Origin of the sequence: Ruegeria sp. A3M17 (genome assembly GCF_003318255.1) — a bacterium.
GTDB lineage: Bacteria > Pseudomonadota > Alphaproteobacteria > Rhodobacterales > Rhodobacteraceae > Ruegeria.
Genome location: NZ_QOCF01000018.1, coordinates 142,232 through 165,517, shown reverse-complemented (window position 1 = coordinate 165,517; position 23,286 = coordinate 142,232). Strand labels below are relative to the sequence as shown.

The 23,286-nt window shown below is 58.5% G+C and carries 19 protein-coding genes and 1 tRNA gene; 13 read left to right on the top strand and 7 right to left on the bottom strand.

Annotated elements, in window-relative coordinates; all coding sequences use genetic code 11:
* Window positions 1–458: 458 nt before the first annotated feature.
* Entirely contained in the window at window positions 459–4,079 is a 3,621-nt protein-coding gene (locus tag DS906_RS10930; protein ID WP_113790199.1) for a vitamin B12-dependent ribonucleotide reductase, read from the bottom strand.
* A 534-nt stretch (window positions 4,080–4,613) separates the two neighbouring features.
* On the opposite strand from DS906_RS10930, the gene DS906_RS10925 reads away from it, so the two are divergent.
* The gene (locus tag DS906_RS10925) at window positions 4,614–5,048 is read left to right on the top strand and encodes a hypothetical protein (RefSeq protein ID WP_113790198.1); all 435 of its coding nucleotides are present in this window, start codon (window positions 4,614–4,616) and stop codon (window positions 5,046–5,048) included.
* Between the two features lie 10 nt (window positions 5,049–5,058).
* Here DS906_RS10925 and DS906_RS10920 read toward each other — a convergent pair.
* The 4 genes from DS906_RS10920 to pdxH all read right to left on the bottom strand — a co-directional run bounded on the left by DS906_RS10920 (window position 5,059) and on the right by pdxH (window position 6,908).
* A tRNA-Pro gene (locus tag DS906_RS10920) sits at window positions 5,059–5,135 on the bottom strand.
* Window positions 5,136–5,178: 43 nt separating this feature from the next.
* Complete coding sequence (locus DS906_RS10915) at window positions 5,179–5,646, bottom strand: DUF192 domain-containing protein (protein WP_113790197.1); 468 nt, start codon at window positions 5,644–5,646, stop codon at window positions 5,179–5,181.
* 7 nt (window positions 5,647–5,653) lie between these two features.
* On the bottom strand, window positions 5,654–6,160 hold the full coding sequence (locus tag DS906_RS10910; RefSeq protein ID WP_369934646.1) for a cold-shock protein: 507 nt from the start codon (window positions 6,158–6,160) through the stop codon (window positions 5,654–5,656).
* A gap of 142 nt (window positions 6,161–6,302) precedes the next feature.
* Window positions 6,303–6,908: a pyridoxamine 5'-phosphate oxidase gene (gene pdxH / locus DS906_RS10905; RefSeq protein WP_113790196.1), complete on the bottom strand. Its 606-nt coding sequence runs from the start codon at window positions 6,906–6,908 to the stop codon at window positions 6,303–6,305.
* Between the two features lie 135 nt (window positions 6,909–7,043).
* On the opposite strand from pdxH, the gene fabI reads away from it, so the two are divergent.
* The 5 genes from fabI (at window position 7,044) to trpE (ending at window position 13,047) form a co-directional block, all read left to right on the top strand.
* Window positions 7,044–7,850: an enoyl-ACP reductase FabI gene (gene fabI, locus DS906_RS10900; RefSeq protein ID WP_113790195.1), complete on the top strand. Its 807-nt coding sequence runs from the start codon at window positions 7,044–7,046 to the stop codon at window positions 7,848–7,850.
* 4 nt (window positions 7,851–7,854) lie between these two features.
* On the top strand, window positions 7,855–8,364 hold the full coding sequence (gene gpt, locus DS906_RS10895) for a xanthine phosphoribosyltransferase (RefSeq protein ID WP_113790194.1): 510 nt from the start codon (window positions 7,855–7,857) through the stop codon (window positions 8,362–8,364).
* Between the two features lie 57 nt (window positions 8,365–8,421).
* The gene (locus tag DS906_RS10890; RefSeq protein WP_113790193.1) at window positions 8,422–9,597 is read left to right on the top strand and encodes an aminotransferase; all 1,176 of its coding nucleotides are present in this window, start codon (window positions 8,422–8,424) and stop codon (window positions 9,595–9,597) included.
* Between the two features lie 84 nt (window positions 9,598–9,681).
* On the top strand, window positions 9,682–11,523 hold the full coding sequence (locus DS906_RS10885) for a peptidyl-prolyl cis-trans isomerase (RefSeq protein ID WP_113790192.1): 1,842 nt from the start codon (window positions 9,682–9,684) through the stop codon (window positions 11,521–11,523).
* Between the two features lie 12 nt (window positions 11,524–11,535).
* A complete protein-coding gene (gene trpE / locus DS906_RS10880) occupies window positions 11,536–13,047 on the top strand; it encodes an anthranilate synthase component I (protein WP_113790191.1) in 1,512 nt (503 codons plus the stop codon).
* A gap of 45 nt (window positions 13,048–13,092) precedes the next feature.
* Here trpE and DS906_RS10875 read toward each other — a convergent pair whose 3' ends face one another.
* Complete coding sequence (locus DS906_RS10875) at window positions 13,093–14,685, bottom strand: divergent polysaccharide deacetylase family protein (RefSeq protein WP_113790190.1); 1,593 nt, start codon at window positions 14,683–14,685, stop codon at window positions 13,093–13,095.
* A 195-nt stretch (window positions 14,686–14,880) separates the two neighbouring features.
* On the opposite strand from DS906_RS10875, the gene DS906_RS10870 reads away from it, so the two are divergent.
* The 6 genes from DS906_RS10870 (at window position 14,881) to lexA (ending at window position 19,706) form a co-directional block, all read left to right on the top strand.
* Window positions 14,881–15,462 (top strand): aminodeoxychorismate/anthranilate synthase component II, encoded by a 582-nt coding sequence (locus tag DS906_RS10870; RefSeq protein ID WP_113790189.1) that lies wholly within the window; start codon window positions 14,881–14,883, stop codon window positions 15,460–15,462.
* Entirely contained in the window at window positions 15,459–16,478 is a 1,020-nt protein-coding gene (gene trpD / locus DS906_RS10865) for an anthranilate phosphoribosyltransferase (protein WP_113790188.1), read from the top strand. Before DS906_RS10870 ends, trpD begins: the two co-directional genes overlap by 4 nt.
* Window positions 16,475–17,287, top strand: a complete 813-nt coding sequence (gene trpC, locus DS906_RS10860; RefSeq protein WP_113790187.1) for an indole-3-glycerol phosphate synthase TrpC — start codon at window positions 16,475–16,477, stop codon at window positions 17,285–17,287. Before trpD ends, trpC begins: the two co-directional genes overlap by 4 nt.
* Entirely contained in the window at window positions 17,287–17,760 is a 474-nt protein-coding gene (moaC, locus tag DS906_RS10855) for a cyclic pyranopterin monophosphate synthase MoaC (protein ID WP_113790186.1), read from the top strand. The genes trpC and moaC overlap by 1 nt, the downstream gene beginning before the upstream one ends.
* Window positions 17,757–18,929 (top strand): gephyrin-like molybdotransferase Glp, encoded by a 1,173-nt coding sequence (glp, locus tag DS906_RS10850; protein WP_113790185.1) that lies wholly within the window; start codon window positions 17,757–17,759, stop codon window positions 18,927–18,929. Before moaC ends, glp begins: the two co-directional genes overlap by 4 nt.
* A 78-nt stretch (window positions 18,930–19,007) precedes the next feature.
* On the top strand, window positions 19,008–19,706 hold the full coding sequence (lexA, locus tag DS906_RS10845; protein WP_113790184.1) for a transcriptional repressor LexA: 699 nt from the start codon (window positions 19,008–19,010) through the stop codon (window positions 19,704–19,706).
* On the opposite strand, the gene DS906_RS10840 is transcribed toward lexA, so the two are convergent.
* Window positions 19,703–21,745: a ComEC/Rec2 family competence protein gene (locus tag DS906_RS10840; RefSeq protein ID WP_113790183.1), complete on the bottom strand. Its 2,043-nt coding sequence runs from the start codon at window positions 21,743–21,745 to the stop codon at window positions 19,703–19,705. The two genes, lexA and DS906_RS10840, sit on opposite strands and share 4 nt — an antisense overlap.
* Before the next feature lie 78 nt (window positions 21,746–21,823).
* Here DS906_RS10840 and gltX point away from each other — a divergent pair, with 78 nt between their 5' ends.
* Window positions 21,824–23,224 (top strand): glutamate--tRNA ligase, encoded by a 1,401-nt coding sequence (gene gltX / locus DS906_RS10835; protein WP_113790182.1) that lies wholly within the window; start codon window positions 21,824–21,826, stop codon window positions 23,222–23,224.
* The last annotated feature ends 62 nt before the right edge of the window (window positions 23,225–23,286 follow it).

Below are 23,286 nucleotides of genomic sequence, written 5' to 3'. Positions count from 1 at the left end.
CCGGCAACACACCCTGTTTCGCGCCATTCTCCGCGTGTTTGTCCGAGTCGCGTCTGCAATCAACCGCTGGGCGAAACATACAATCCACGTTTCGGCGGTTCTTGCCCGATGCGCCTGTGCCGTTCCGGCAAGGCCCTGCCTAAATCACCGACTCGGGGGGCAAAAAGAAAGGGGGCCGAAGCCCCCTGTCAGTTTCGCCATCCAGGCTCCATTCGTTGACCGCCCGGTGTTTTGTTTGCCTGCGGCCTGGACGTCGCATGGGACGAGCGCACCCGTCCCGTGAGAGAGTGGGAAAGAGCAAATATTCCGCCCCACCCTGTTCCCGGTCGACACGGGCATGTCGACCGAGTGGACCAAGGCGTATTTGGTAAGTCTCAACGCCTTGCTCCGTGTTCGTCGGGATCGGACATCCGAGGGGAAACCCTGATCCCTACACCCCGCCTGACGGGGCGTTTTCCTTAGCTACACCCGCTGGTCGAACCGCAGGTGTTGCACTTCATGCAGGTGCCATTGCGCACCAGCGTGTAGTTTCCGCATTCGCCGCAAGGATCGCCCTCGTACCCCTGCATCTTGGCCTTGGTCCGTGCGTCCATGCCCGTGGCAACGGCAGTTTCCGCAACCGGGGCTTCGAATTGCGCGGCGGGTTCCGCCATGCCGTTAACTTCGGGCTGGCCGCCGTTGAACACCACAAGATCCTGCGGCAGTCGCTTGCGCAGATAACCGGTCGAGCTGATTTGTTTCAACACTTCCAAGGACTTGGACGCGGCGCTGTCGCTGATCTCGGATACGTTGGACAAGCCATCTTCCTCGCCCCGGCCCAGATCATCAAATGTGGCACCTTCGGGTTTCACATGGGCCAGATCGGTACGGTCCAGATAGGACACGGCGAGTTCGCGGAAGATGTAATCCAGGATCGACGTCGCGTTCTTGATCGAGTCGTTGCCCTGCACCATCCCCGCCGGTTCGAACTTGGTGAAGGTAAAGGCGTCGACGAATTCTTCCAGCGGCACACCGTATTGCAGGCCAACCGACACTGCGATGGCAAAGTTGTTCATCATCGCCCGGAAGCCAGCGCCTTCCTTATGCATGTCGATGAAGATCTCGCCCAGCTTACCGTCTTCGAACTCACCTGTCCGCAGATAGACCTTGTGGCCACCGACGATCGCTTTCTGGGTGTAACCCTTGCGGCGATGCGGCAGTTTCTCACGATGGCTGCGAATGATTTCCTTGACGACGACCTTCTCGATGACCTTTTCGGCGAGAACGACGGCTTTTTCATGGGCCGTGCCGCTTTCCAGCACCTCTGCCGCCTCGTCATCATCCTCGACCAGAGCGGCGGCCAGCGGCTGCGACAGTTTTGAGCCATCACGATACAGCGCGTTGGCCTTCACACCCAGCGACCAGCTGAGTTCATAGGCTTTCTGGCAGTCCTCAATTGTCGCGTCATTCGGCATGTTGATCGTTTTACTGATCGCACCCGAGATGAAGCTTTGCGCCGCTGCCATCATAGTGATGTGGCTATCAACCCCAAGGAAACGCTTACCTTTCTTGCCGCACGGGTTAGCGCAGTCGAAGATCGAATAATGCTCTTCCTTCAAGTGCGGCGCGCCTTCCAGCGTCATGGTTCCGCAAACGTGGTCGTTGGCCGCGTCGATATCCGCCTTGGTAAAGCCCAGGTGGCGCAGCAGGTCAAAGGTCGGATCATTCAGCTTGGTCGCCGGGATGCCCAGAACGCCGGTGCAGAAATCCTCGCCCAGTGTCCACTGGTTGAAGACGAACCGGATATCAAAGGCGCTTTCCAGTGCGGCATCCACCTTGGCCAGCTCATTCGGGCCAAACCCGTGACCCGTCAGCGAGGTGTGGTTGATCCCCGGTGCATTGCCGATGGTGCCGTGACCAACCGCGTAACCCACGATCTCTTCGATCTGGGACGAGGAATAGCCCTGCTTTTCCAGCGCCGACGGCACCGAGCGGTTGATGATCTTGAAGTAACCGCCACCCGCGAGCTTCTTGAACTTCACCAGAGCGAAGTCCGGCTCAATCCCGGTCGTGTCACAATCCATCACCAGACCAATGGTGCCGGTGGGCGCGATCACCGTGGCTTGCGCGTTACGATAGCCGTTCTTTTCGCCAAGGCTCAGCGCCTCGTCCCAAGCCGACATCGCCAGGTCGACCAGACGCTTGTCCGGGCAGTTGCCATGGTCCAGAGGCACCGGCTTCACGGCCAGTTTCTCATACCCATCGGTCACACCTTGCGAGGCACGGCGGTGGTTCCGGATGACGCGCAGCATGTTGTCTGCGTTGCGCTCATAGCCCTTGAAGGTTCCAAGCTCTCCGGCAATCTCGGCCGAGGTCGCATAGGCCACACCGGTCATGATCGCGGTCAGTGCGCCACAGATCGCCCGACCCTCATCCGAGTCGTAGCTGTGGCCCATGTTCATCAGCAGACCACCGATGTTGGCATAGCCCAGACCCAAGGTGCGGAAATCATAGGACAGTTGCGCGATTTCCTTGGATGGGAACTGCGCCATCGTGACCGAGATTTCCAGCGTCAGGGTCCACAGACGCGAGGCGTGCATGTAGTCTTCCGCCTGGAACTCACCATCTTTGAGGAAGGTCAGCAGGTTCATCGAGGCAAGGTTACACGCCGTGTCATCAAGGAACATGTATTCCGAGCACGGGTTCGAACCGCGAATCTCACCGTCTTTGGGGCATGTGTGCCATTCGTTGACCGTGTCGTGGAACTGAATGCCGGGATCGGCGCAAGCCCATGCGGCGTGGCCAACTTTTTCCCACAGATCCCGCGCCTTGACGGTCTTGGAGACCTTGCCATCGGTGCGGTTAATCAGCTCCCAATCCGCGTCTTTCTCGACGGCGGTCAGGAACGCATTGGTCACGCGGATCGAGTTGTTCGAGTTCTGACCCGAGACCGAGCTATAAGCTTCCGAATCCCAGTCCGTATCGTAGGTCGGGAATTCGATACTGTCGTGACCCTGCTTGGCGTAATCCAACACGCGCTTGATGTAAGTTTCTGGGATCGCAACCTTTTTCGCTTCGCGAACGGCGGCTTGCAGGGCGTCATTCTTCTTGGGATCATACGCGTCGTCTTGCGCGCCGTCCCATGTGCGGATGGCCTCGAAAATGCCGTTCAGCATCTTCTCGTGCATCTTCGATCCGGCTACGATCGAGGCCACCTTCTGCTCTTCGATCACCTTCCATTCGATGAATTTCTCGATGTCAGGGTGATCAGCATCGACGATTACCATCTTTGCTGCTCGACGGGTTGTTCCGCCTGATTTGATCGCGCCAGCGGCGCGGTCGCCGATCTTGAGAAAGCCCATAAGGCCCGAGGACTTGCCGCCACCCGACAGCGCCTCGCCTTCTGCGCGCAAGTGGCTGAAGTTGGTCCCGGTACCCGAGCCGTATTTGAACAGGCGCGCCTCGCGCACCCACAGATCCATGATGCCGCCTTCGTTCACGAGATCATCATCGACAGACTGGATGAAGCACGCGTGCGGCTGCGGATGTTCATAAGCGGATTTCGATTTGGTCAGCTTGCCGGTCTTGTAGTCGACATAGTGGTGACCCTGCGCGGGACCATCGATTCCATATGCCCAGTGCAGACCGGTGTTAAACCACTGCGGGCTGTTCGGTGCGGCGCGCTGCGTCGCCAGCATATAGCGCATCTCATCAAAGTAGGCGCGTGCATCCTCTTCGGTCGAGAAGTAGCCACCTTTCCAGCCCCAATAGGCCCAGGCGCCCGCCAGACGGTCAAAAACCTGCTTTGAAGACGTCTCACCATCGAACTCCGCGCCATCAGCCGGGACCGAGCGCCACAGGAATTCGGGGACGTCTTTCTCTTTTACTTTCTTCAGCTTAGTCGGCACGCCCGCTTTACGGAAATACTTCTGCGCGATGACGTCGCTGGCAACCTGGCTCCAACGCGTGGGCACTTCGATGTTGTCCAGGCGGAAAACGATGGTGCCATCGGGGTTTCGGATCTCAGACGTCGCTGAGACAAAGTCCAGTTCCGCATAAGCGTCCAGCCCCGGTTTCGTAAATTTCCTGTCAATCTTCATGTCCGCACGCCCTAGATTCAATCAACTTGTCTTTCTGCGTCAGGTCCTCAGACGCGGACCGATCGCCATGCCGTATAAAATTAGGCGCAATAGACCAGCCGCTGCATTCCGCAGCGCAAAACCGATCAAACGGTTGCACGTTACTATGATGTGCTTTCCGACCCTCGCCCTGTGCCCTATTCTGGTTTTGATACCAGATTTTGTGGCAACCCTTCCGGCCCATACAACTTGACGTATCGACCCATAGATCGTCAACGCCATTTTTAGGTCATTTTTGATATCTTTTGTGTTGACCCATTTCTGACAGCTTGCTTCCGGACACCCTGTTCTGATTCCTCCACAGGTTCATCTACCGGGTACACCCAGAGATTCAAAAAACCCGCAGGTAAATTAACTGTGTTTCCCGGCACAGTTATCGGAATTTGATAATCTAACGCTAAGGTGTCTAGGTTGGATGAGAATCACGAAGCGGTCATTTTGAACCGCGGCGTCAGGTAATCCGCCCGGCGCGATCACTCAAAGGGGAGCGGACAGATGTCGTTGTTACGTTTACTTCCGATTCTGGCCCTGATCGTGGCCTGCACACCACAAGATGTGCGCCCTCCGGCACGCAGCGCCCAGTTCGATGAATTTCCCAAAAGGCTGTTCGACACGTTCGAGATAAGCTGCGACGGCCCGGGTGAACGCTTTGAAAATACCGGGAATCGGGTTTTCGAATGCACCGAGCTTCTACCTCCGGACATGACCGCTTTTCTGATTCTCAACTATGACGGTTACCCTCAGGATCTGCCCAAAAGCGTGATGCGGCTGACAACGACCAAGAACAACTCGGGTTACCTTGTCGATGCCGAGCTGTATTTCAGCGTCCCACGCAAAAGCGGCCCGTCGGTCAAAGTACCAGTGGAAAGCGAAACGCTGGATAAGGCGCTTGGCGCGCTTTACCAAGCGTTGGGTGGATCACCAACATAATTGAAAGAAGTGGTCGGGGCGGCAGGATTCGAACCTACGACCCCCTGTACCCAAAACAGGTGCGCTACCAGACTGCGCCACGCCCCGAACCGTGCGCCTTCCTAACCATGCCAATCTGATTTGAAAAGCCCTAACAGGACCAAATTGCAGGACCTTGCGAAAAAATTTCGTGCCGCATGACGGTTCCGGGCTTAATCGAGTAGCGCGCGGCCAGTCCCGCGTTGATTTCGAGAACCGCAAAGACGGAATCGCCACCTTCGATTGGCGTCAAATCACCGGGAATCGCACCTTGATGGACATGCGACACGGTTCCAGCCCGATCGAGGAAAATGATGTCCAGGGGAATCAGTGTGTTCTTCATCCAGAACACCACGGGCTGCGGCGGGTCAAAAACGAACAGCATACCCGAACGGTTTGGCAGCGACTCGCGGAACATCAATCCACGCGACCGATCCTGCGGGCTAATCGCCAATTCGATATTGAAACGGATCTGCGCCGAGTCGTTCTTGATGTCGATCTGATCAGGCTTACACGCAGCCCAGGTCATCCCGGACCAAAGCAACAAAACCGCTAAAAGACCCGGAAAAAACTTAGGCATGAAACACTCAGTCGTCCAAAGCAGCTTCCCAGGCCAGTACCTGAGCCGCCATACGTCCACGCTTGCCACTGATGACACGCATCGCGAGGGCCTCGCCCGGCTGCAGATCCGACAGACCAGAGCGGCGCAGTACTTCGATATGCAGGAACACATCTTCACCACGGCCAAAAACATTGGCAAACCCAAAGCCTTTGCCTTTGTCGAACCATTTGACCCGCGCGGCCTCTAGAGGGGCAGCGGCGATCTCAACCGGATCAAGCTCGGCAAAATCAGCCAGCATCATCGTGTCCGTCCGCGCGGGCGGATCGACACTGATGACCTCTACCGCCTGAACACCACGGTCCGTGCGATGGGTCATGATTTCTATGCCCGCACCATCCGCGACCGAGCTTTGGCCGAAGTTGCGCAACACATTGACGTGCAACAAAATATCCGGACCGCCCTCATCAGACACAACAAACCCGAAACCCTTCGCAGGGTCGAACCATTTCACGTGTCCACGGACGCGGTACATGTTGTTCAGATCTTCTGGCACGGCGTTCCCATCGCGAAAATTGTCGTTTCGTTAAGGGTCCGATGTGTATGGGAATGGCCCGCAAATTCAAGCTGAAAAAACCTTTTGTTTTCGGCCTCTTGCATTTCACGATACGCGAACGTCATGGATTTAACCTCTGTATCTGCCAGTCGGAACCCACTTGATCCCGCTGCCATCGGAACCTGTCGTGCAACCGAAAGGCCCCATCGGCCCAGAATTCGATTTCGGTTGGCACCAGCCGATAGCCGCCCCAGAACGGCGGGCGTGGCGGGTTCGGGCCCAACTTGGCCGTTACCTTGGCCACCTCGGCCATTAAAACCGAGCGACTGCTGAGAGGCTGAGACTGCTTGGACGCCCAGGCCCCCAATCGGCTTTTTAGCGAGCGAGACGCATAATACTCATCCGCCTGCGGCCCGCTTTCTCTGGTTATTGTACCACGAACTCGGATTTGCCGCCGCAGAGATTTCCAATGCATCACAAAAGCAGCTTTTCCGGCGCTGTCCAACTCGGCCGCCTTGGCACTTTCGTAGTTGGTGTAGAACACAAAAGCTGCCGGTTCGATCTCTTTCAGCAGAACCATGCGCACATTTGGCATGCCGTCCGAATCGACGGTCGCCAAAGCAATCGCGTCCGGATCGTTCGGTTCATTCTCTTTGGCCTCAGCCAGCCACCGCCCCGCTATTTCAAACGGATCGGTGCCGGCAAATATGCCGCTACGTTCGCTCATTCCCATCCCCTGGAAACTAATAAAGCCCACCCTAGGGCGAGAACCCGCCACGGGCAAGAGCGCGCGGCCTTGATGCAGCGCACCCAATGGCATAAACCATCCCAACATAACGCGAAGACAGGCGGAGAACCAAACATGTCAAATCAGTTGATGGCCGGCAAACGCGGCCTCATCATGGGACTGGCCAATGATAAATCAATCGCATGGGGAATAGCCCGTGCCTTGTCCGAATCCGGAGCAGAGCTGGCTTTTTCTTATCAAGGCGACGCACTTAAGAAACGCGTCGATCCACTGGCGGCACAGCTTGGCAGCGAGATCGTCCTGCCTTGTGACGTCAGCGACGAGGAATCGATCGACTCACTGTTCACCGCGCTGGAAGAGAAATGGGGCAAGCTGGACTTTGTTGTTCACGCCATCGGTTTTTCGGACAAGAACGAACTTCGGGGCCGCTACGTCGACACGTCGCGCGCGAACTTCAAACTGACAATGGACGTGTCGGTCTATTCCTTTACCGCTGTGATGCAACGGGCCGAGAAGATGATGTCCGAAGGCGGCAGCGCAGTCACCCTGACCTATTATGGTGCCGAGCAGGTGATGCCGCATTATAACGTGATGGGTGTCGCCAAAGCCGCGCTTGAGGCATCGGTCAAATATCTGGCCGAGGATCTGGGCAAGGACGGTATCCGCGTGAACTCGATCTCGGCGGGTCCGATCAAGACGCTAGCCGCCAGCGGTATCGGCGACTTCCGCTATATTATGAAATGGAACGAGTATAACTCGCCCCTGCGCCGCAACGTGACTATCGATGATGTCGGCAAATCAGCTCTGTATCTGCTGTCTGACCTCAGCAGCGGCGTGACCGGTGAAAACCTGCACGTGGATTCGGGTTATCATATTGTCGGCATGAAAGCCGTCGACGCACCAGACGTCGAAAAGGGGTAATGACATGAGCGCCAAGGATCGCCTGCCCCACGAAAAAGGGTTTCACATCAGCTGGGATCAAATCCACCGTGATTCCCGCGCCTTGGCCTGGCGTCTGGACGGGCAAGGTCCGGACGACGGCGCATGGCGCGCAGTTGTGGCCATCACCCGTGGCGGTATGGCACCTGCGATGATCGTCAGCCGCGAGCTGGACATCCGGACTGTCGACACGGTCAGCGTGCGCTCGTACCACCATCAGGACCAAGGCGAAGCAGAGGTTCTGAAAGCCCCCGATGCCCAGCTGATGGGCGACGGCGAAGGTATTCTGATCATCGACGATCTGGTCGACAGCGGCAAAACGCTCGAGCTGGTGCGCGCAATGTACCCCAAGGCGCATTTCGCGACGGTATATGCCAAGCCCAAGGGCCGACCGATGGTCGACACGTTCATCACCGAGGTCAGCCAGGACACCTGGATCTTTTTCCCGTGGGATATGGCCCTGCAATATGTCGAGCCCTACCGCGGGACCGACTAAAAGACCTTTCTCAGCCCACAAAGAGTGAGGCAAAGCCTTACCAAGGACAGGCCCGTCATGACCCAGTCCCGTACCACCGCGACATTTGCCCCTCCGGTCATGGAGGCGCGGCGCTGGTTGGAGGGGGTGGAGTTTCCTGATGACCGCCCCTTGATCAACGTCAGCCAAGCGGCTCCGGTCGATCCACCGCCGCTGGCGCTGCGCGAAGCGATTGCCAGCTTTGCCGTGACCGAAGACAGCGCCCATCTTTACGGGCCGGTTCTGGGCAATCCAGCCCTGCGAGCCGAACTCGCCTGCCAGATCGGGTCGCATTATGACGCGCAGGTGTCCAGCGATCAGGTGGCAATCACCTCGGGCTGCAATCAGGCATTTGCTGCCGCAATCACAGCGATCACCGATCAGGGTGACGAGGTCATCGTTCCGACGCCCTGGTATTTTAATCACAAGATGTGGCTAGATATGGCAGGCGTCCGAACCGTGGATCTGCCAACCGACGACGCTCTGCTGCCCGATCCGTACGCAGCCCGTGCTTTGATCACCGACAAAACCCGCGCCATCGTCCTGGTGACCCCAAACAATCCCGGCGGTGTGGAATACCCTGCCCCTCTGGTGCGCGCTTTCTTTGACCTTGCGCAGGAGGTCGGCATACGGCTAATCGTGGACGAAACCTATCGGGATTTCGACAGCCGCAGCGGCCCACCGCATGACCTGTTCGCCCAGCCTGACTGGGATCAAACCCTGATCCACCTCTATTCCTTTTCCAAAGCATACAGGCTGACCGGCCACCGTGTCGGCGCGATCGCGACCGGAACTGACCTGCTGTCCGAGATTGAAAAGTTTCTGGACACAGTCGCCATCTGCCCAAGCCAGATCGGCCAGCACGCAGCCCTTTGGGGGATGCAGAACCTGTCGCAATGGCTGGCAGGTGAACGCGATGAGATCCTCGACCGCCGCGCCGCGATTGCCGAGCTTTTGCCAAGCCTGACCGATAAGGGTTGGCGGCTGCTGGGTCTGGGCGCTTATTTCGCCTATTTCGAACACCCGTTCGATATCCCATCGGACGAACTGGCCCAACGACTGGTCCCCGAGGCGGGCATCCTGCTGCTGCCAGGCACAATGTTCATGCCCAACGATGATGCGGGCGGGAAACGTCAGGTTCGTATCGCATTTGCCAATCTGGACCGCGCCGGATTGGGGCAATTGTTCGAACGGCTGGGCGCTCTGTCCTTCTGAGCTTGCTCCCCGACGGCGTGCGTCGTATTCAGGGCCGCAACCGACGGGGCAGTTACCTGCCGACAAAAGCACGAAGAGGGCACAATGGCCGCAGGCGTAAAAAAGTTATCAAAGACCTTTGTCTGGATTCTCATGGGCCTTTTGATGCTCGGACTTGCAGGGTTTGGCGCAACCAGCCTCTCTGGCACCGTGCGTTCGGTGGCCCAGGTCGGGAACGAGGATATCTCGGTTGATGACTATGTCCGCGAGCTGCAGCGCGAAATTCGCGCGGTCGAACAACAGACAGGTCAGCCTTTGCAAATGTCGCAGGCCATGGAATTTGGTCTGGATCGTCTGGCCCTGTCGCGCCTGACGGCTTTGGCAGCACTGGACAATGAGGTCGGATTGCTGGGCATCTCGATCGGGGATGAGAACCTGCAGGAAGAAATTGTTGCGATCCCGGCTTTTCAGGGCGTCAACGGCACATTTGACCGCGACGCGTACCAGTTCCAACTGGAACAGGTCGGCATGTCAGACACCGAGTTCGAATCGGACCTGCGCAAGGAAACATCCCGTACAATCGTGCAGAGTGCCGTAGTTAGCGGTGTGAAGATGCCCGAAACCCTCACGCAGGTTTTGACCGACTATGTTGGTGCCCGCCGCAGCTTTACCGTCGCAACGTTGGCACCGGACGCCCTGCCCACACCTGTTACCGCCCCAACCGACGAGCAGGTCCAGGCGTATTACGACGAGAACACCGAGCTGTTTACCCTGCCGCGCACCAAGAAACTGACTTATGCAATCCTGTCGCCCGAAATGCTGCTCGACGACGTGGAAGTCGACGAGGATTCGGTAAAGCGTTTGTACGAACAGCGCGCAACTGAATTCCAGCAGCCCGAGCGTCGCCTGGTCGAGCGCCTGACCTTCCCGGATCAAGAAGCAGCACAAACTGCCATGGCTCAGCTAGAGGTCGGCGGTGCAACCTTCGAACAACTGGTTCGGGATCGCCAGCTTGAGCTCAGCGATATCGACCTTGGCGACGTCACCCGCGAGGATCTGGGCGAAGCAGCCGATGGTGTCTTTGCTGCCGATCTGGACGCTGTTGTTGGCCCCCTGCCTTCCACCTTTGGGCCTGCGTTGTTCCGGATCAATGGATCGCTTGCCGAAAACAACACGTCGTTTGAAGATGCCGCCCCTGCCCTGCGCGAAGAACTGGCTGCTGAACGCGCCCGTCGTCAGATTGAGGCGCAGGCCGAGGACATCAATGACCTGCTGGCCGGCGGCGCAACTTTGGAAGAACTGACGTCCGAGACCGAAATGGAGCTGGGCCAGATCGACTGGAGCGCGAAAACCGGTGAAGGCGTCGCCGCCTATGACGGGTTCCGCAGTGCAGCCGAAGCCGTGCAAGACGGCGACTTTCCCGAGGTAGCGTTTCTTGAAGATGGCTCGATCTTTGCCCTGCGTCTGAACGAAGTTCTCGAACCCCGGCCGGAGCCGATTGAGACCGCACGCGATCGCGTCGTTGCCGCCTGGACCCAGGCCGAAATCAACAAGGCGTTGGAAGAACAGGCAAATGCTGTTCTGGTACAAGTGCAGACAGATGGTGATTTTGCGGCCACCGAATTGCCCTTCCGGGTAGAAAACGCCCTGACGCGCACGGCCTTTCTGGAAGATGTGCCCGCAGATTTCATGCCTCAGGTCTTTGAAATGGAGCAAAGCGACCTGCGTGTCATTCCCGGTGCCGGAACCGCGTTTATCGTGCGTTTGGACGAGCTGTTGCCGCCTGCCGAAACAGATGAGCTGCGTCAGGTCCAAGCGGCCCTTACCGCCCAGCTGGATCAGGCTTTGGCCCAGAACATCTTTGATGCCTTTGTCCGCGATGCACAGGTCCGTGCCCGTCCCGTCGTAGATCAGCAGGCCCTGAATGCTGTTCAGGCGAGCTATTAAAAGAGACCGAATATGGCGCTGACCCCCGACTTCGACAGCTTCGCCCGCGCCTATGAGGCAGGCGAGAATCAGGTTGTCTACACCCGCTTAGCCGCTGATCTGGACACGCCGGTTTCCTTGATGCTCAAGCTGACAGGCGCGCAGAAAGACGCGTTCATGCTGGAATCGGTTACCGGTGGTGAGGTGCGTGGCCGCTATTCGATCATCGGGATGAAGCCGGACCTGATCTGGCGGTGCCAAGGCGAGACTTCCGAGCTGAACCGCTCGGCCCGGTTCGACCCCGATGCGTTCTCGCCCCAAACCGGCAACCCGATGGATAACCTGCGAGCCCTGCTGGCGGAAAGCAAAATTGACCTGCCGGACGACCTGCCCCAGGCCGCTGCCGGGCTGTTTGGCTATCTCGGCTATGACATGGTTCGGCTGGTGGAATACCTGCCTGACGTGAACCCCGATCCGCTTGGCCTGCCTGATGCCATCATGCTCAGACCCTCGGTCATTGCAGTGCTGGACGGCGTCAAGGGCGAGGTAACGGTTGTGTCGCCTGCGTGGGTCAGCGAGGGGCAATCAGCCAAGGCTGCTTATGCACAGGCTGCAGAACGTGTCATGGACGCGGTGCGCGATCTGGAACGCGCCATGCCCGCCGAGACGCGCGATCTTGGGGATGCGTCCGAGGTGGCCGCGCCGGTGTCGAATTTCACCAAATCCGGCTATTTGGAAGCGGTCGAAAAGGCCAAGGATTACATCCGCGCGGGCGACATCTTTCAGGTTGTTCCAGCGCAGCGCTGGACGCAGGATTTTCCGCAACCTCCCTTCGCGCTCTATCGTTCGCTTCGGCGCACGAACCCGTCGCCCTTCATGTTCTATTTCAACTTTGGCGGCTTTCAGGTCGTGGGCGCAAGCCCCGAGATTCTGGTCCGCGTCTTCGGTGATGAGGTCACGATCCGCCCCATCGCGGGCACACGCCCGCGCGGCGCGACCCCCGAAGAGGACAAGGCCAACGAGGTCGATCTTCTGGCCGACAAGAAAGAGTTGGCCGAGCATCTGATGCTGCTGGATCTGGGTCGCAACGACACCGGTCGTGTCGCAAAGATCGGCACTGTGCGCCCTACCGAAGAGTTCATCATCGAACGCTACAGCCACGTGATGCACATCGTCTCCAACGTTGTTGGCGAGTTGGCCGAGGACAAAGACGCGCTGGATGCCTTCTTTGCCGGAATGCCTGCAGGCACCGTTTCAGGCGCGCCAAAGGTCCGTGCAATGGAGATCATCGACGAGCTTGAGCCCGAAAAGCGCGGCGTTTACGGCGGTGGCGTGGGGTATTTCAGCGCGGGCGGCGACATGGATATGTGTATTGCCCTACGCACGGCCATCGTGAAAGACCAGAAGCTCTATATTCAGGCAGGCGGCGGCGTGGTCTATGACAGCGACCCCGAGGCCGAATTCATGGAAACCGTCCACAAATCGAATGCCATTCGGCGCGCTGCTGCGGACGCGGCCCGATTCACCGGCTCTGGCAACTCTTAAAGAATAGCGGCTGACCACATGGTCAGCCGTTTTTCATATTCAACCTTACTGAGCTTCTTGCGTCATGACCGCAGAGATCGGGGCCATGGCCACGCGGCCACCGCGATCTTCCAGCCCCCATAGCAACAGGGCCGAGATCGTATCCGGGCGCAGCCGTCCCAACATGACGACAGTTCCCTGCTGACCAGCCCGGAACGCCGCCTGATCCAAAAAACGTCGCATGATCGTGGGGTCCTGGCGGGCACCGTCGATGTCGCGAAAGATGACCCCGGAAGGGATGCCATTGCGAGCGGCCAGTTTCTGGACAGTGTTCAGACCATTATCCTGGGTGATAAGCCCGCGCCCGGTATCACCGGCAATTGCGGCCACCTGATCGGCCAGTTTGCGGTTACCTTGAATGCCGGTTCCCACACCTTCCAGAATACCAACGGTTTCTGGCAGAGTATCCAACCACACAGCCATCGAAACCTCAGCATCTTGTGCGCTGGCCGCCTTGGGCAAATCGGCAAGAGCCAGAACCTCGAAACCGGCTGCGCGATGGCGGGCCATTTTTTCGGCCGCATCGGGGTCAGACGGGCTGACGGCAAAGCTGAGCGGGTATGGGAAATCCTTCAACGCCTCGGCCCCAAACGCCCCTTCATCATCAATCAGAATGATCGACATAAGCGGTTTGGCTTCGGGGTTTTCGAACTTGGCGGCATAGGCATCAATTGGCTTACCGGGCAGAAGTATCGCGGGTTGCTCGTCCGCTGAAACCGGCGCGTCATCGCGTTCAGTCAGCGGGACGACTCGTTTGCCAACGGTCTGACCGCCGGTATCCGTTTCTTCACCGCCAATCTGCGGGACCGCTGCGATCCGGGGCAGCTTTTTAAGCTGCGGGTCTTCTTCCCCTTCTACAGCGATCGGGTTGTCCTCAAGCGGATCGACCTCGGGCTCCAGGGGTTCGATTGCCGTGGGTTCAGGCTGCGGCTCGGGTTCCGGTTGAACCGCTGCGACCTCGGGCTCGGGCAGAGGTTCTGGTTCAATTTCCGTTTCGGTGACTTCGGGCAACGGCTCCGCGATTTCAGGCTTAGTCTCTGTTACCTCGGGCTGTACCTGTTCCACTTCCGGCGCGGGCAGTATTTCCAGGACTTCGGGCGCGGGCTGCGGCTCAACCTCAGCAATGGTCTCTTCTTGCTTGGGTGCAACCGGCGGTTCCGGCGCAGTTTCCGAAATGATCGGCTCACCTTCGGTGCTGGGCAATGGCTGCAATTGCGCAGGCGACTGCGGCACAACCGGAGCCTCGTTCGCAACGGTTATCTCAGTCGTGTCAGGTGTTTCGATCTCTTCGACCTGCGTGACCGCCTCACTGATCGTCGGTTCAGTGTCTGGTACTGTCTCCACGTCCGCCAGCCCGGCAAGATTGTCCGTTTGATCCCCGGACGCATCGGATGTCACCGGCGGCGCGGTCACCAGATCAGCATCTGCCACCGTCTCAGCTGCTTCGGTGCTGACCTCGGGGGCCGCAGCCGGTGCAGGCTCGGGGGCCTCGGCGTTTACAACCGGTTTTCGGGTCAAAGGTGTATTCAGGGATAATACTGCACCAAGCAGACCAACAACGACCGCCCCTGCGATCATCCCGCCTAAAAATCCGCCCATCTTAACTGCCTCTCGCCTTCATCCTGCTTCGATCGCCTCAACGCCGTTTACCGCGCCTTTGGCCTGCGATTGCGCCCTGAACAGGATGTCCTCTTGACGCTGCCCCGCAAGCCTGAGCATGTATGTCCCGACATTATACCGTGGCCAAGGGCTGTATCGCCAGTCCGAAATGCCCAAGCCGAGACAAGTGCCCAAATGCTGCTGCTGATCGACAACTACGACTCGTTTACCTACAATCTGGTACACTATTTAGGCGAACTTGGCGCCGAAATGGTCATTCGGCGGAATGACGCCCTGGATGTACAAGAAGCCATGGCGATGAACCCGGCGGGAATCCTCCTCAGCCCTGGTCCGTGCGATCCAAATCAGGCCGGTATTTGCCTGGCACTGACGGAAGCGGCAGCCGAAACAAAAACGCCGCTTCTGGGTGTATGTCTTGGTCATCAGACGATTGGGCAGGTGTTTGGCGGCAACGTTGTCCGCTGCCACGAGATTGTTCACGGCAAGATGGGTATGATGCACCACACCGGTAAAGGCGTGTTCGCTGGCCTGCCCACCCCGTTCGAGGCGACCCGCTATCATTCGCTGATCGTAGATCGGGACACTTTGCCAGATAGCCTTGAGATCACAGCAGAACTGGAAGACGGCACCATCATGGGCCTGCAACACAAAGAATTGCCCATTCACGGCGTCCAGTTCCACCCGGAATCAATCGCCTCTGAGCATGGCCACGCCCTGCTCAAGAATTTCCTGTCCGAGATGAAAGTTCCTGCATGAGCGACGCTCTGAAGCCATTGATCGGAGCCGCAGCCGATCGACCCTTAACGCGTGCCGAGGCTGAACAGGCGTTTAGCATCCTGTTTGATGGCGAAGCCACGCCCAGCCAGATCGGCGGCCTGCTGATGGCGATGCGCACTCGTGGTGAAACTGTAGACGAATATGCAGCCGCTGCCGCTGTGATGCGCGCCAAGTGCAATGCGGTCAAAGCACCGGCAGGTGCGATGGATATCGTCGGCACCGGTGGCGACGGCAAAGGCACACTGAACATTTCCACCGCCACAGCGTTTGTTGTGGCTGGGGCCGGTGTCACGGTCGCCAAACACGGCAACCGAAACCTGAGTTCTAAATCGGGTGCCGCAGACGCGTTGGGTCAGCTGGGAATCAACGTTATGGTTGGCTCACAAATCGTTGAAAAGGCTCTGCAAGAGGTCGGCATCGGATTCATGATGGCACCCATGCACCATCCTGCTATTGCGCATGTCATGCCCAGTCGACAAGAGCTTGGGACGCGTACGATTTTCAACATTCTTGGCCCATTGACCAACCCCGCTGGTGTTCGGCGTCAACTGACCGGTGCGTTCAGTCGTGACCTGATCCGCCCGATGGCGGAAACTCTGGGTCTTTTGGGGGCCGAACACGCCTGGCTGGTGCACGGATCGGATGGCACGGATGAGTTGACAATCACCGGCGTAAGCTGGGTCGCTGCGCTGGAAGATGGCGTTGTGAAAGAAGTCGAGCTGCATCCCGAAGACGCAGGGCTACCGGTCCACCCGTTCGAGGACATCATCGGCGGAACGCCCGAAGAAAACGCCGTGGCATTCCGCGCCTTGTTGGACGGCGCGCCATCGGCCTACCGCGATGCGGTGCTGTTGAATTCCGCCGCGGCCCTTGTGGTTGCTGGCTCTGCTGATGACTTGAAAGACGGCGCTGCCAAGGCGCGGGAAAGCATCGACAGCGGAAAAGCTAAAGACAAAATCGCGGCCCTGGCCCGAATTACGCAGGAGGCCGCATGACCGAGACGGTTCTGGACAAAATCAAAGCCTACAAACTTGAAGAAGTCGCGGCAGACAAGGCGCAGAAGTCGCTGGAAACACTGGAAAACGAGGCCCGAAACGCGCCCGAGGTCCGCGGCTTTGCCGATGCGCTTCGAACAGCGGCACGTCGGGGCTACGGCCTGATTGCCGAGGTCAAAAAAGCCAGCCCGTCCAAGGGTCTGATCCGCCCGGATTTCGATCCACCCGCTCTGGCCAAAGCCTATGAAGAAGGCGGCGCTGCCTGTTTGTCGGTGCTGACCGACACGCCTAGTTTTCAGGGTGCAAAGGAATACCTGACCGAAGCCCGGGCTGCCACCTCTCTTCCAGCGCTGCGCAAGGATTTTATGTACGACCCCTATCAAGTGGTCGAGGCGCGTGCTCTGGGTGCAGATTGCATCCTGATCATCATGGCATCGGTCGAAGACACGCAAGCCGCCGAATTGGAACAGACGGCATTCGACTGGGGCATGGATGTGCTGATCGAAGTTCACGATCAGGAAGAGCTGGAACGTTCCGCGCAATTGAAGAGTTCATTGATTGGGATAAACAACCGTAATCTCAAGACTTTCGAGACATCTCTTGATACAACGCGCCACCTGTCAAAGCTTGTGCCAGCGGGCCGGACAATCGTCTGCGAAAGTGGTCTGAGCACACCGGACGATCTGGCCGACATCGCACGTTACGGCGCGCGCAGCTTCCTTATTGGTGAAAGCCTGATGCGTCAGGACGACGTGGCAGCAGCCACCCGCCATCTTCTGGCAAGCCCTCTGATCCCCGGAGTCATGTGATGCCGCTGACCCATTTTGATGCTCAGGGACAGGCCCATATGGTCGATGTCTCAGACAAGGAAGTCACCGACCGCGTCGCCGTGGCGGCTGGCCACATCAAAATGGCGCAGGACACCTTTGATCTGATTTCCGAAGGTCGCGCTAAGAAAGGTGATGTTCTGGGCGTGGCACGTCTTGCGGGCATCATGGGCGCAAAGAAAACACCGGATCTGATCCCTTTATGTCACCCGCTCCCGGTTACCAAGGTCGCTGTCAAACTGACGCTGGATCCCGACTTGCCCGGCGTGTTGGTCGAAGCCACAGTCAAAACATCGGGTCAGACTGGGGTCGAGATGGAGGCGCTGACCGCCGTGTCCACGGCTGCCTTGACGGTCTATGATATGACCAAGGCCGTGGATAAGGCCATGGAAATCGGCGGTATCCGTGTATTGCTGAAAGATGGCGGAAAATCAGGGCGTTACGAGGCGAAATGATCACTGTCGAAGAGGCCCGCGCACTGCTGTTTGATCTGGTCTCGCCACTGCCAAGCGAGACCGTCACTTTGTCCGCCGCCGCCGGTCGCGTCCTGGCAAAGGAAGTGGAGGCCACACGCGACCAGCCGCCGTTTGAGGCATCCTCGATGGACGGCTACGCGATGAAAGCGACCGAGGTCGAGCTGCACGCCATGTTCAAGGTCATCGGCGAGTCGGCCGCTGGCAACCGCTACACTGGTCGCGTCGGGCCCGGACAGGCGGTGCGTATCTTCACCGGCGCCCCGGTCCCCAAAGGTGCTGATTTCGTTGTCATACAAGAAGATACCGAACGTCGCGGCGACCTGATCACAATCTCGGACCTACCCGGCCCAAAAACGAATATCAGACCTGCGGGCGTCGATTTCAAAGCAGGCACAAAGATCTCGGCCCCCCGTCGTTTGCGCGCAGAGGACATCGCGCTGATCGCGGCGATGAATGTTGCGACCGTACCAGTGACTCGAAAGCCTGTCGTCGCTCTGATCTCCACCGGTGATGAGCTGGTGATGCCGGGTGAAACCCCCGGCCCCGATCAGATCATCGCATCCAATACGTTTGGCTTGAAAGCACTGCTGGAGGACGCGGGTGCGCACGTCCGCATCCTTCCGGTCGCGCGCGATACGGTCTCATCGCTTGAAACCGCCTTCGGACTGGCCGAAGGAGCGGATCTGGTGGTGACCATCGGCGGCGCATCGGTTGGAGACTACGATCTGGTGTCAGACGTCTCAACCGGGCTGGGAATGGAGCAATCTTTCTACAAGATCCGAATGCGCCCCGGAAAACCCCTGATGGCGGGTCGATTGGGACAAACGGCAATGGTCGGTTTGCCCGGAAATCCTGTCAGTGCAATGGTTTGCGGCTATCTCTTCCTGTTACCGATGGTGCGTCGGATGTTGGGTGTCGAACAGGTTCTGCCCCCATTGCGAACCGCACGTCTTGCTGAACCATTGGGCGAAAACGGTCCGCGTGAGCATTACATGCGGGCTATGCTGAACGAGACTGGCATTCGCGCGTGTGCTGATCAGGACAGTTCACTGCTCAGCGTTTTGGCGCAGGCAAACGCTCTGTTGGTGCGCCCCCCGCATGATTCCGCCCGACCTGCCGGGGATGAGGTTCAATACCTGCCGATCTAAATCCCGCTCAAGTCCATTGACACAAAACGTGAACATGCGTAGAACAAAAGAAAACGCATGACCGACGAGGTGTGAGCAATGTTGACCAAGAAGCAGTTGGATTTGTTGGAATTCATTCACAAACGCGTTCAGGCGGACGGTGTTCCGCCCAGTTTCGATGAAATGAAGGCCGCGCTGGACCTGAGGTCCAAATCTGGCATCCACAGATTGATTACGGCACTAGAGGAACGCGGGTTCATTCGGCGACTGGCGCACCGTGCGCGGGCCATTGAAATCGTCAAACTGCCGGAAAGTCTGGGTGGAGAACCCACAGTGGCCTTCAAGCCGCGTGTGATCGAAGGCGACAAGCCGTCCGGCTCCCGCCCCGCGAATTTTGAGCCAGTGACTGTGGATGCGATGGAATTGCCAGTGATGGGCCGCATCGCCGCCGGCGTTCCTATCGAAGCGATTAGCCATGTCTCGCACCGTGTCGCGGTACCCGGAACAATGGTTTCCGGAAAGGGTGAGCATTATGCGCTGGAAGTGCGTGGCGACTCGATGATCGACGCCGGGATCAACGATGGCGACGTTGTGGTGATACGGGAAACCTCGGTTGCCGATAACGGCGATATCGTTGTTGCCCTTGTCGAAGATCAGGAAGCCACATTGAAGCGGTTCTTCCGCCGCGGGCAAGCTATCGCGCTTGAGGCTGCGAACCCCGTCTATGAAACCCGCGTTCTGCCGGAAGATAAGGTCAAGGTGCAGGGTCGTCTGGTTGGACTGATCCGCAGCTACTAAAACTGCTTGGTATACCGGTTCCCGGATGTGTTCGGGGACCAGAGCCTGTCGCCCATCGCCTCTTTTGAGGTTGTGATCTTACCGCCCGACAGAGACAGGCTTCCCGTGGCCATTAACCGTTTCGGATCGAAGATTTCACAGCCGCCGGACAATTGCAGCGCCACGGCAGAAATCACGATCTGATCGGCATTGCAGGCACTGAACCCGCGCGCCGCGCGTTTGCCTGTTATGTGCAACACCTCTATGCCCTGCCAGTCATACCGTTGAATGGTGCCGGAATCATGAGGCCATCGGCTGGCCGCCTGCAGCTGATCTGCCCCGTCCCCATCATTTTCCAACCAGACGGTTGCGACAAACCCGCTTCCCCTTTTCTTACTCAAGGCCCGTCCTTGTTCGGTCATCACGCCCACAAGCCCGCCACTATCCGCAACCAGTATTTCAGGGCGATTTCCCTGCCCCCACAACATCAACGCCACGGCCATTGGTGCCATTCCAACCCATCGGGCCCGTCCTTGCCACAGCGCAAGCCACAGGCCGCCAAGTGCAATTAGCGGCAGGACAGGGTGCGGCGGGCTGACAACATATCCTTGCGCGCCGTCAAATCCCGATACCCATTGAGAAACCGCAAGAATCCACTCTAAACCTAGCCCCATCACTGCCAGCGGCACCATCTCAAGGCCAAATGGCGACAGCATTGCTGCCACCACGGCCGAGGGGACGACTACCATGCCCATGACGGGCACCGAAAGCATGTTGGCCAAGAGGCCATAGTGAGACAATGTGTTGAAATGCGCCGCACCAATTGGCGCGGTCGCAAACCCCGCGATAGCCGAGGACATCAGCAGGCCCGCAACAGGTTTCAGCCACTTTGGCCCTGGCATCGGTCCAATGTCACGCAATGCTCCGAACACCGCCACAAGCGCTGTCGTTGCGGCAAAAGACATTTGAAACCCCGGGCTAAGCAAGGATTCGGGGCGCAGAATGAGTACAATAAGTGCGGCGACCGCAACGGCCCGTAGGGAAATCGCGCGTCTGTCGATCAGTATGGCCATCAACATGACACTCGCCATGACAAAGGCGCGTTCCGTGGCGACGTTTCCCCCAGACAGTAACAAGTAGATCGTGGCCGCGAACATCGCACAGACAGCCGCCAGTTTGCGCACATGCAATCTGAGGGCCAGCGCAGGAATGGTCGAGAACAAAAGCCTGCACATCAAATAGACGAACCCGGTCAGCAAGCCCATGTGCAGGCCCGAAATTGCCAACAGATGCGCCAGGTTGGATGCGCGCAGTGACTTTAGCGTTTCTTGCCCCATACCGCTGCGATCACCCGTTGTGACGGCGGCCGCAAACCCGCCGATCTCACCCGGCAGGATCGTGCGGACATGGTGGGAAATCGCCATTCGCCATGCTGTAATGCGGATGCCTTCGGGCTGCGGGGGCGCAGCGATCAGCACCGGGACACGGGTGTATCCGACGGCCCCCAGCCGTTGAAACCAAGCGTGTCGCCGAAAATCGAACCCTCCCGGTTCCACCGGACCTTGAGGCGGCGACAAATAGGCAGTGGTCATGATCCTTTGGCCGGGCACAAGCGACCGCGCGTCTCCGTGCAAGGAGAGCCGGACGCGCTGCGGCCGCCGGTCACCGGGCACGTCCCCTACACGCACCCGATCCAGCGTAATCCGCAGCGCATCCGACGCAGAGCGATCCATGGCAACGATCCGCCCCTCGACCGGGCCGTAATAACGCCAGGACAGGACCGGCTCTGCCACCGTGTGAGCGCGCGCGCCCGCCAGGATAAACCCGGCAGCGATCAGCGCCCCCCCTGTTGTTAACGCAGCCCAGCCAGACGGAAGCCAGCGCACCAAGCCTAAGCAAATCGCGATCACGGCAACGAGGCCTGCATAGACCATCCACGCCGGTTCAAACCGAAGGCTGAAATACAGACCAATACCGACTGCCAGACACACCGGAGACCACTGAAACAAATACCCAGTCTGGTTCAGCATTGCGGCCTCGACCCGTGCCAGAACACGCATGGTTGCCCCCGTCCTTCCGGCTCGTTAGACAGGCGCCAATCTATGCCCGACACGGTTACCAAAAGGTTAATCCACACAATGTCCGATCAGGTCGTCACTCGTTTCGCCCCGTCCCCAACCGGTTTCCTGCATATCGGCGGCGCCCGTACGGCGCTGTTCAATTGGCTCTATGCCCGCGGCCGTGGCGGCAAGTTCCTGTTGCGGATCGAAGACACCGACCGCGAGCGTTCGACGCCGGAAGCAACGGCTGCGATCCTGCAAGGCATGGAATGGCTGGGGCTGGATCACGACGGCGAAGTGATCAGCCAATTCGAGGGTGCCGCACGTCACGCCGAGGTGGCGCATCAGTTGCTGGCCGAGGGCAAGGCGTACAAGTGCTTTTCGTCTCAGGACGAAATCACGGCGTTCCGTGAACAAGCGCGGGCCGAGGGGAAATCGACCCTGTTCCGCAGCCCTTGGCGCGATGCAGACGCGTCCTCCCATCCGGACGCTCCGTTTGCGATCCGCATAAAGGCGCCTCAGGTCGGCACGACGGTAATCCGCGATCAGGTTCAGGGGGACGTGACTATTCGCAACGACCAGCTGGACGACATGATCCTCCTGCGGTCGGACGGCACTCCGGTCTACATGCTCGCGGTGGTGGTCGACGATCACGACACGGGCGTGACCCACGTGATCCGTGGCGACGACCACCTGAACAACGCGGCGCGGCAGATGATGATCTATGAGGCGATGGGTTGGGACATTCCAGTCTGGGCGCATATCCCTCTGATCCACGGGCCGGATGGTAAAAAGCTGTCCAAACGCCATGGCGCTTTGGGCGCGCAGGAATATCAGGCCATGGGCTATCCTGCCGCAGGTATGCGCAACTATTTGGCGCGTCTGGGCTGGAGCCATGGTGACGATGAGTTCTTTACGGACGAACAGGCCAAGGAATGGTTCGATCTTGACGGAATCGGCAAAAGCCCTGCCCGTTTCGACCTGAAAAAGCTGGAAAATCTGTGTGGACAGCACATCGCCATCGCGGATGATGCTGCATTGCGGCAAGAGATCGAGGCCTATCTGGCGGCGGCGAATTTACCTGACCTCACGGAAACACAATCCGGTGATCTGGAACGTGCGATGTATTGCCTCAAGGATCGCGCGCGGATGTTCCCGGAACTTCTTGAAAAAGCTCACTTTGTATTGGCGTCAAGGCCAATTGAACCCGACGAAAAGGCTGAGAAAGCGCTGGCCTCAGTATCCGATGGTATACTGAGTGAATTGACGCCGCACGTGCAAAATGCTAGCTGGACGCGAAACGAACTGGAGCAAACCCTAAATTCGTTTGCAGAAGCGAAAGAGGTTAAGTTCGGCAAACTGGCGGGCCCGTTGCGGGCCGTGTTGGCAGGTCGGGCAGTGACGCCTTCAGTTTTTGACATGATGCTTGTGCTGGGGAAAGAAGAAACCCTGGCCCGGCTTTCTGACGCAGCGACGTAAACCCAATCTTCATATTTGGGTAACGCTGCTCCGCTAACACCCGGACTGCGCGCCCGCGCGCA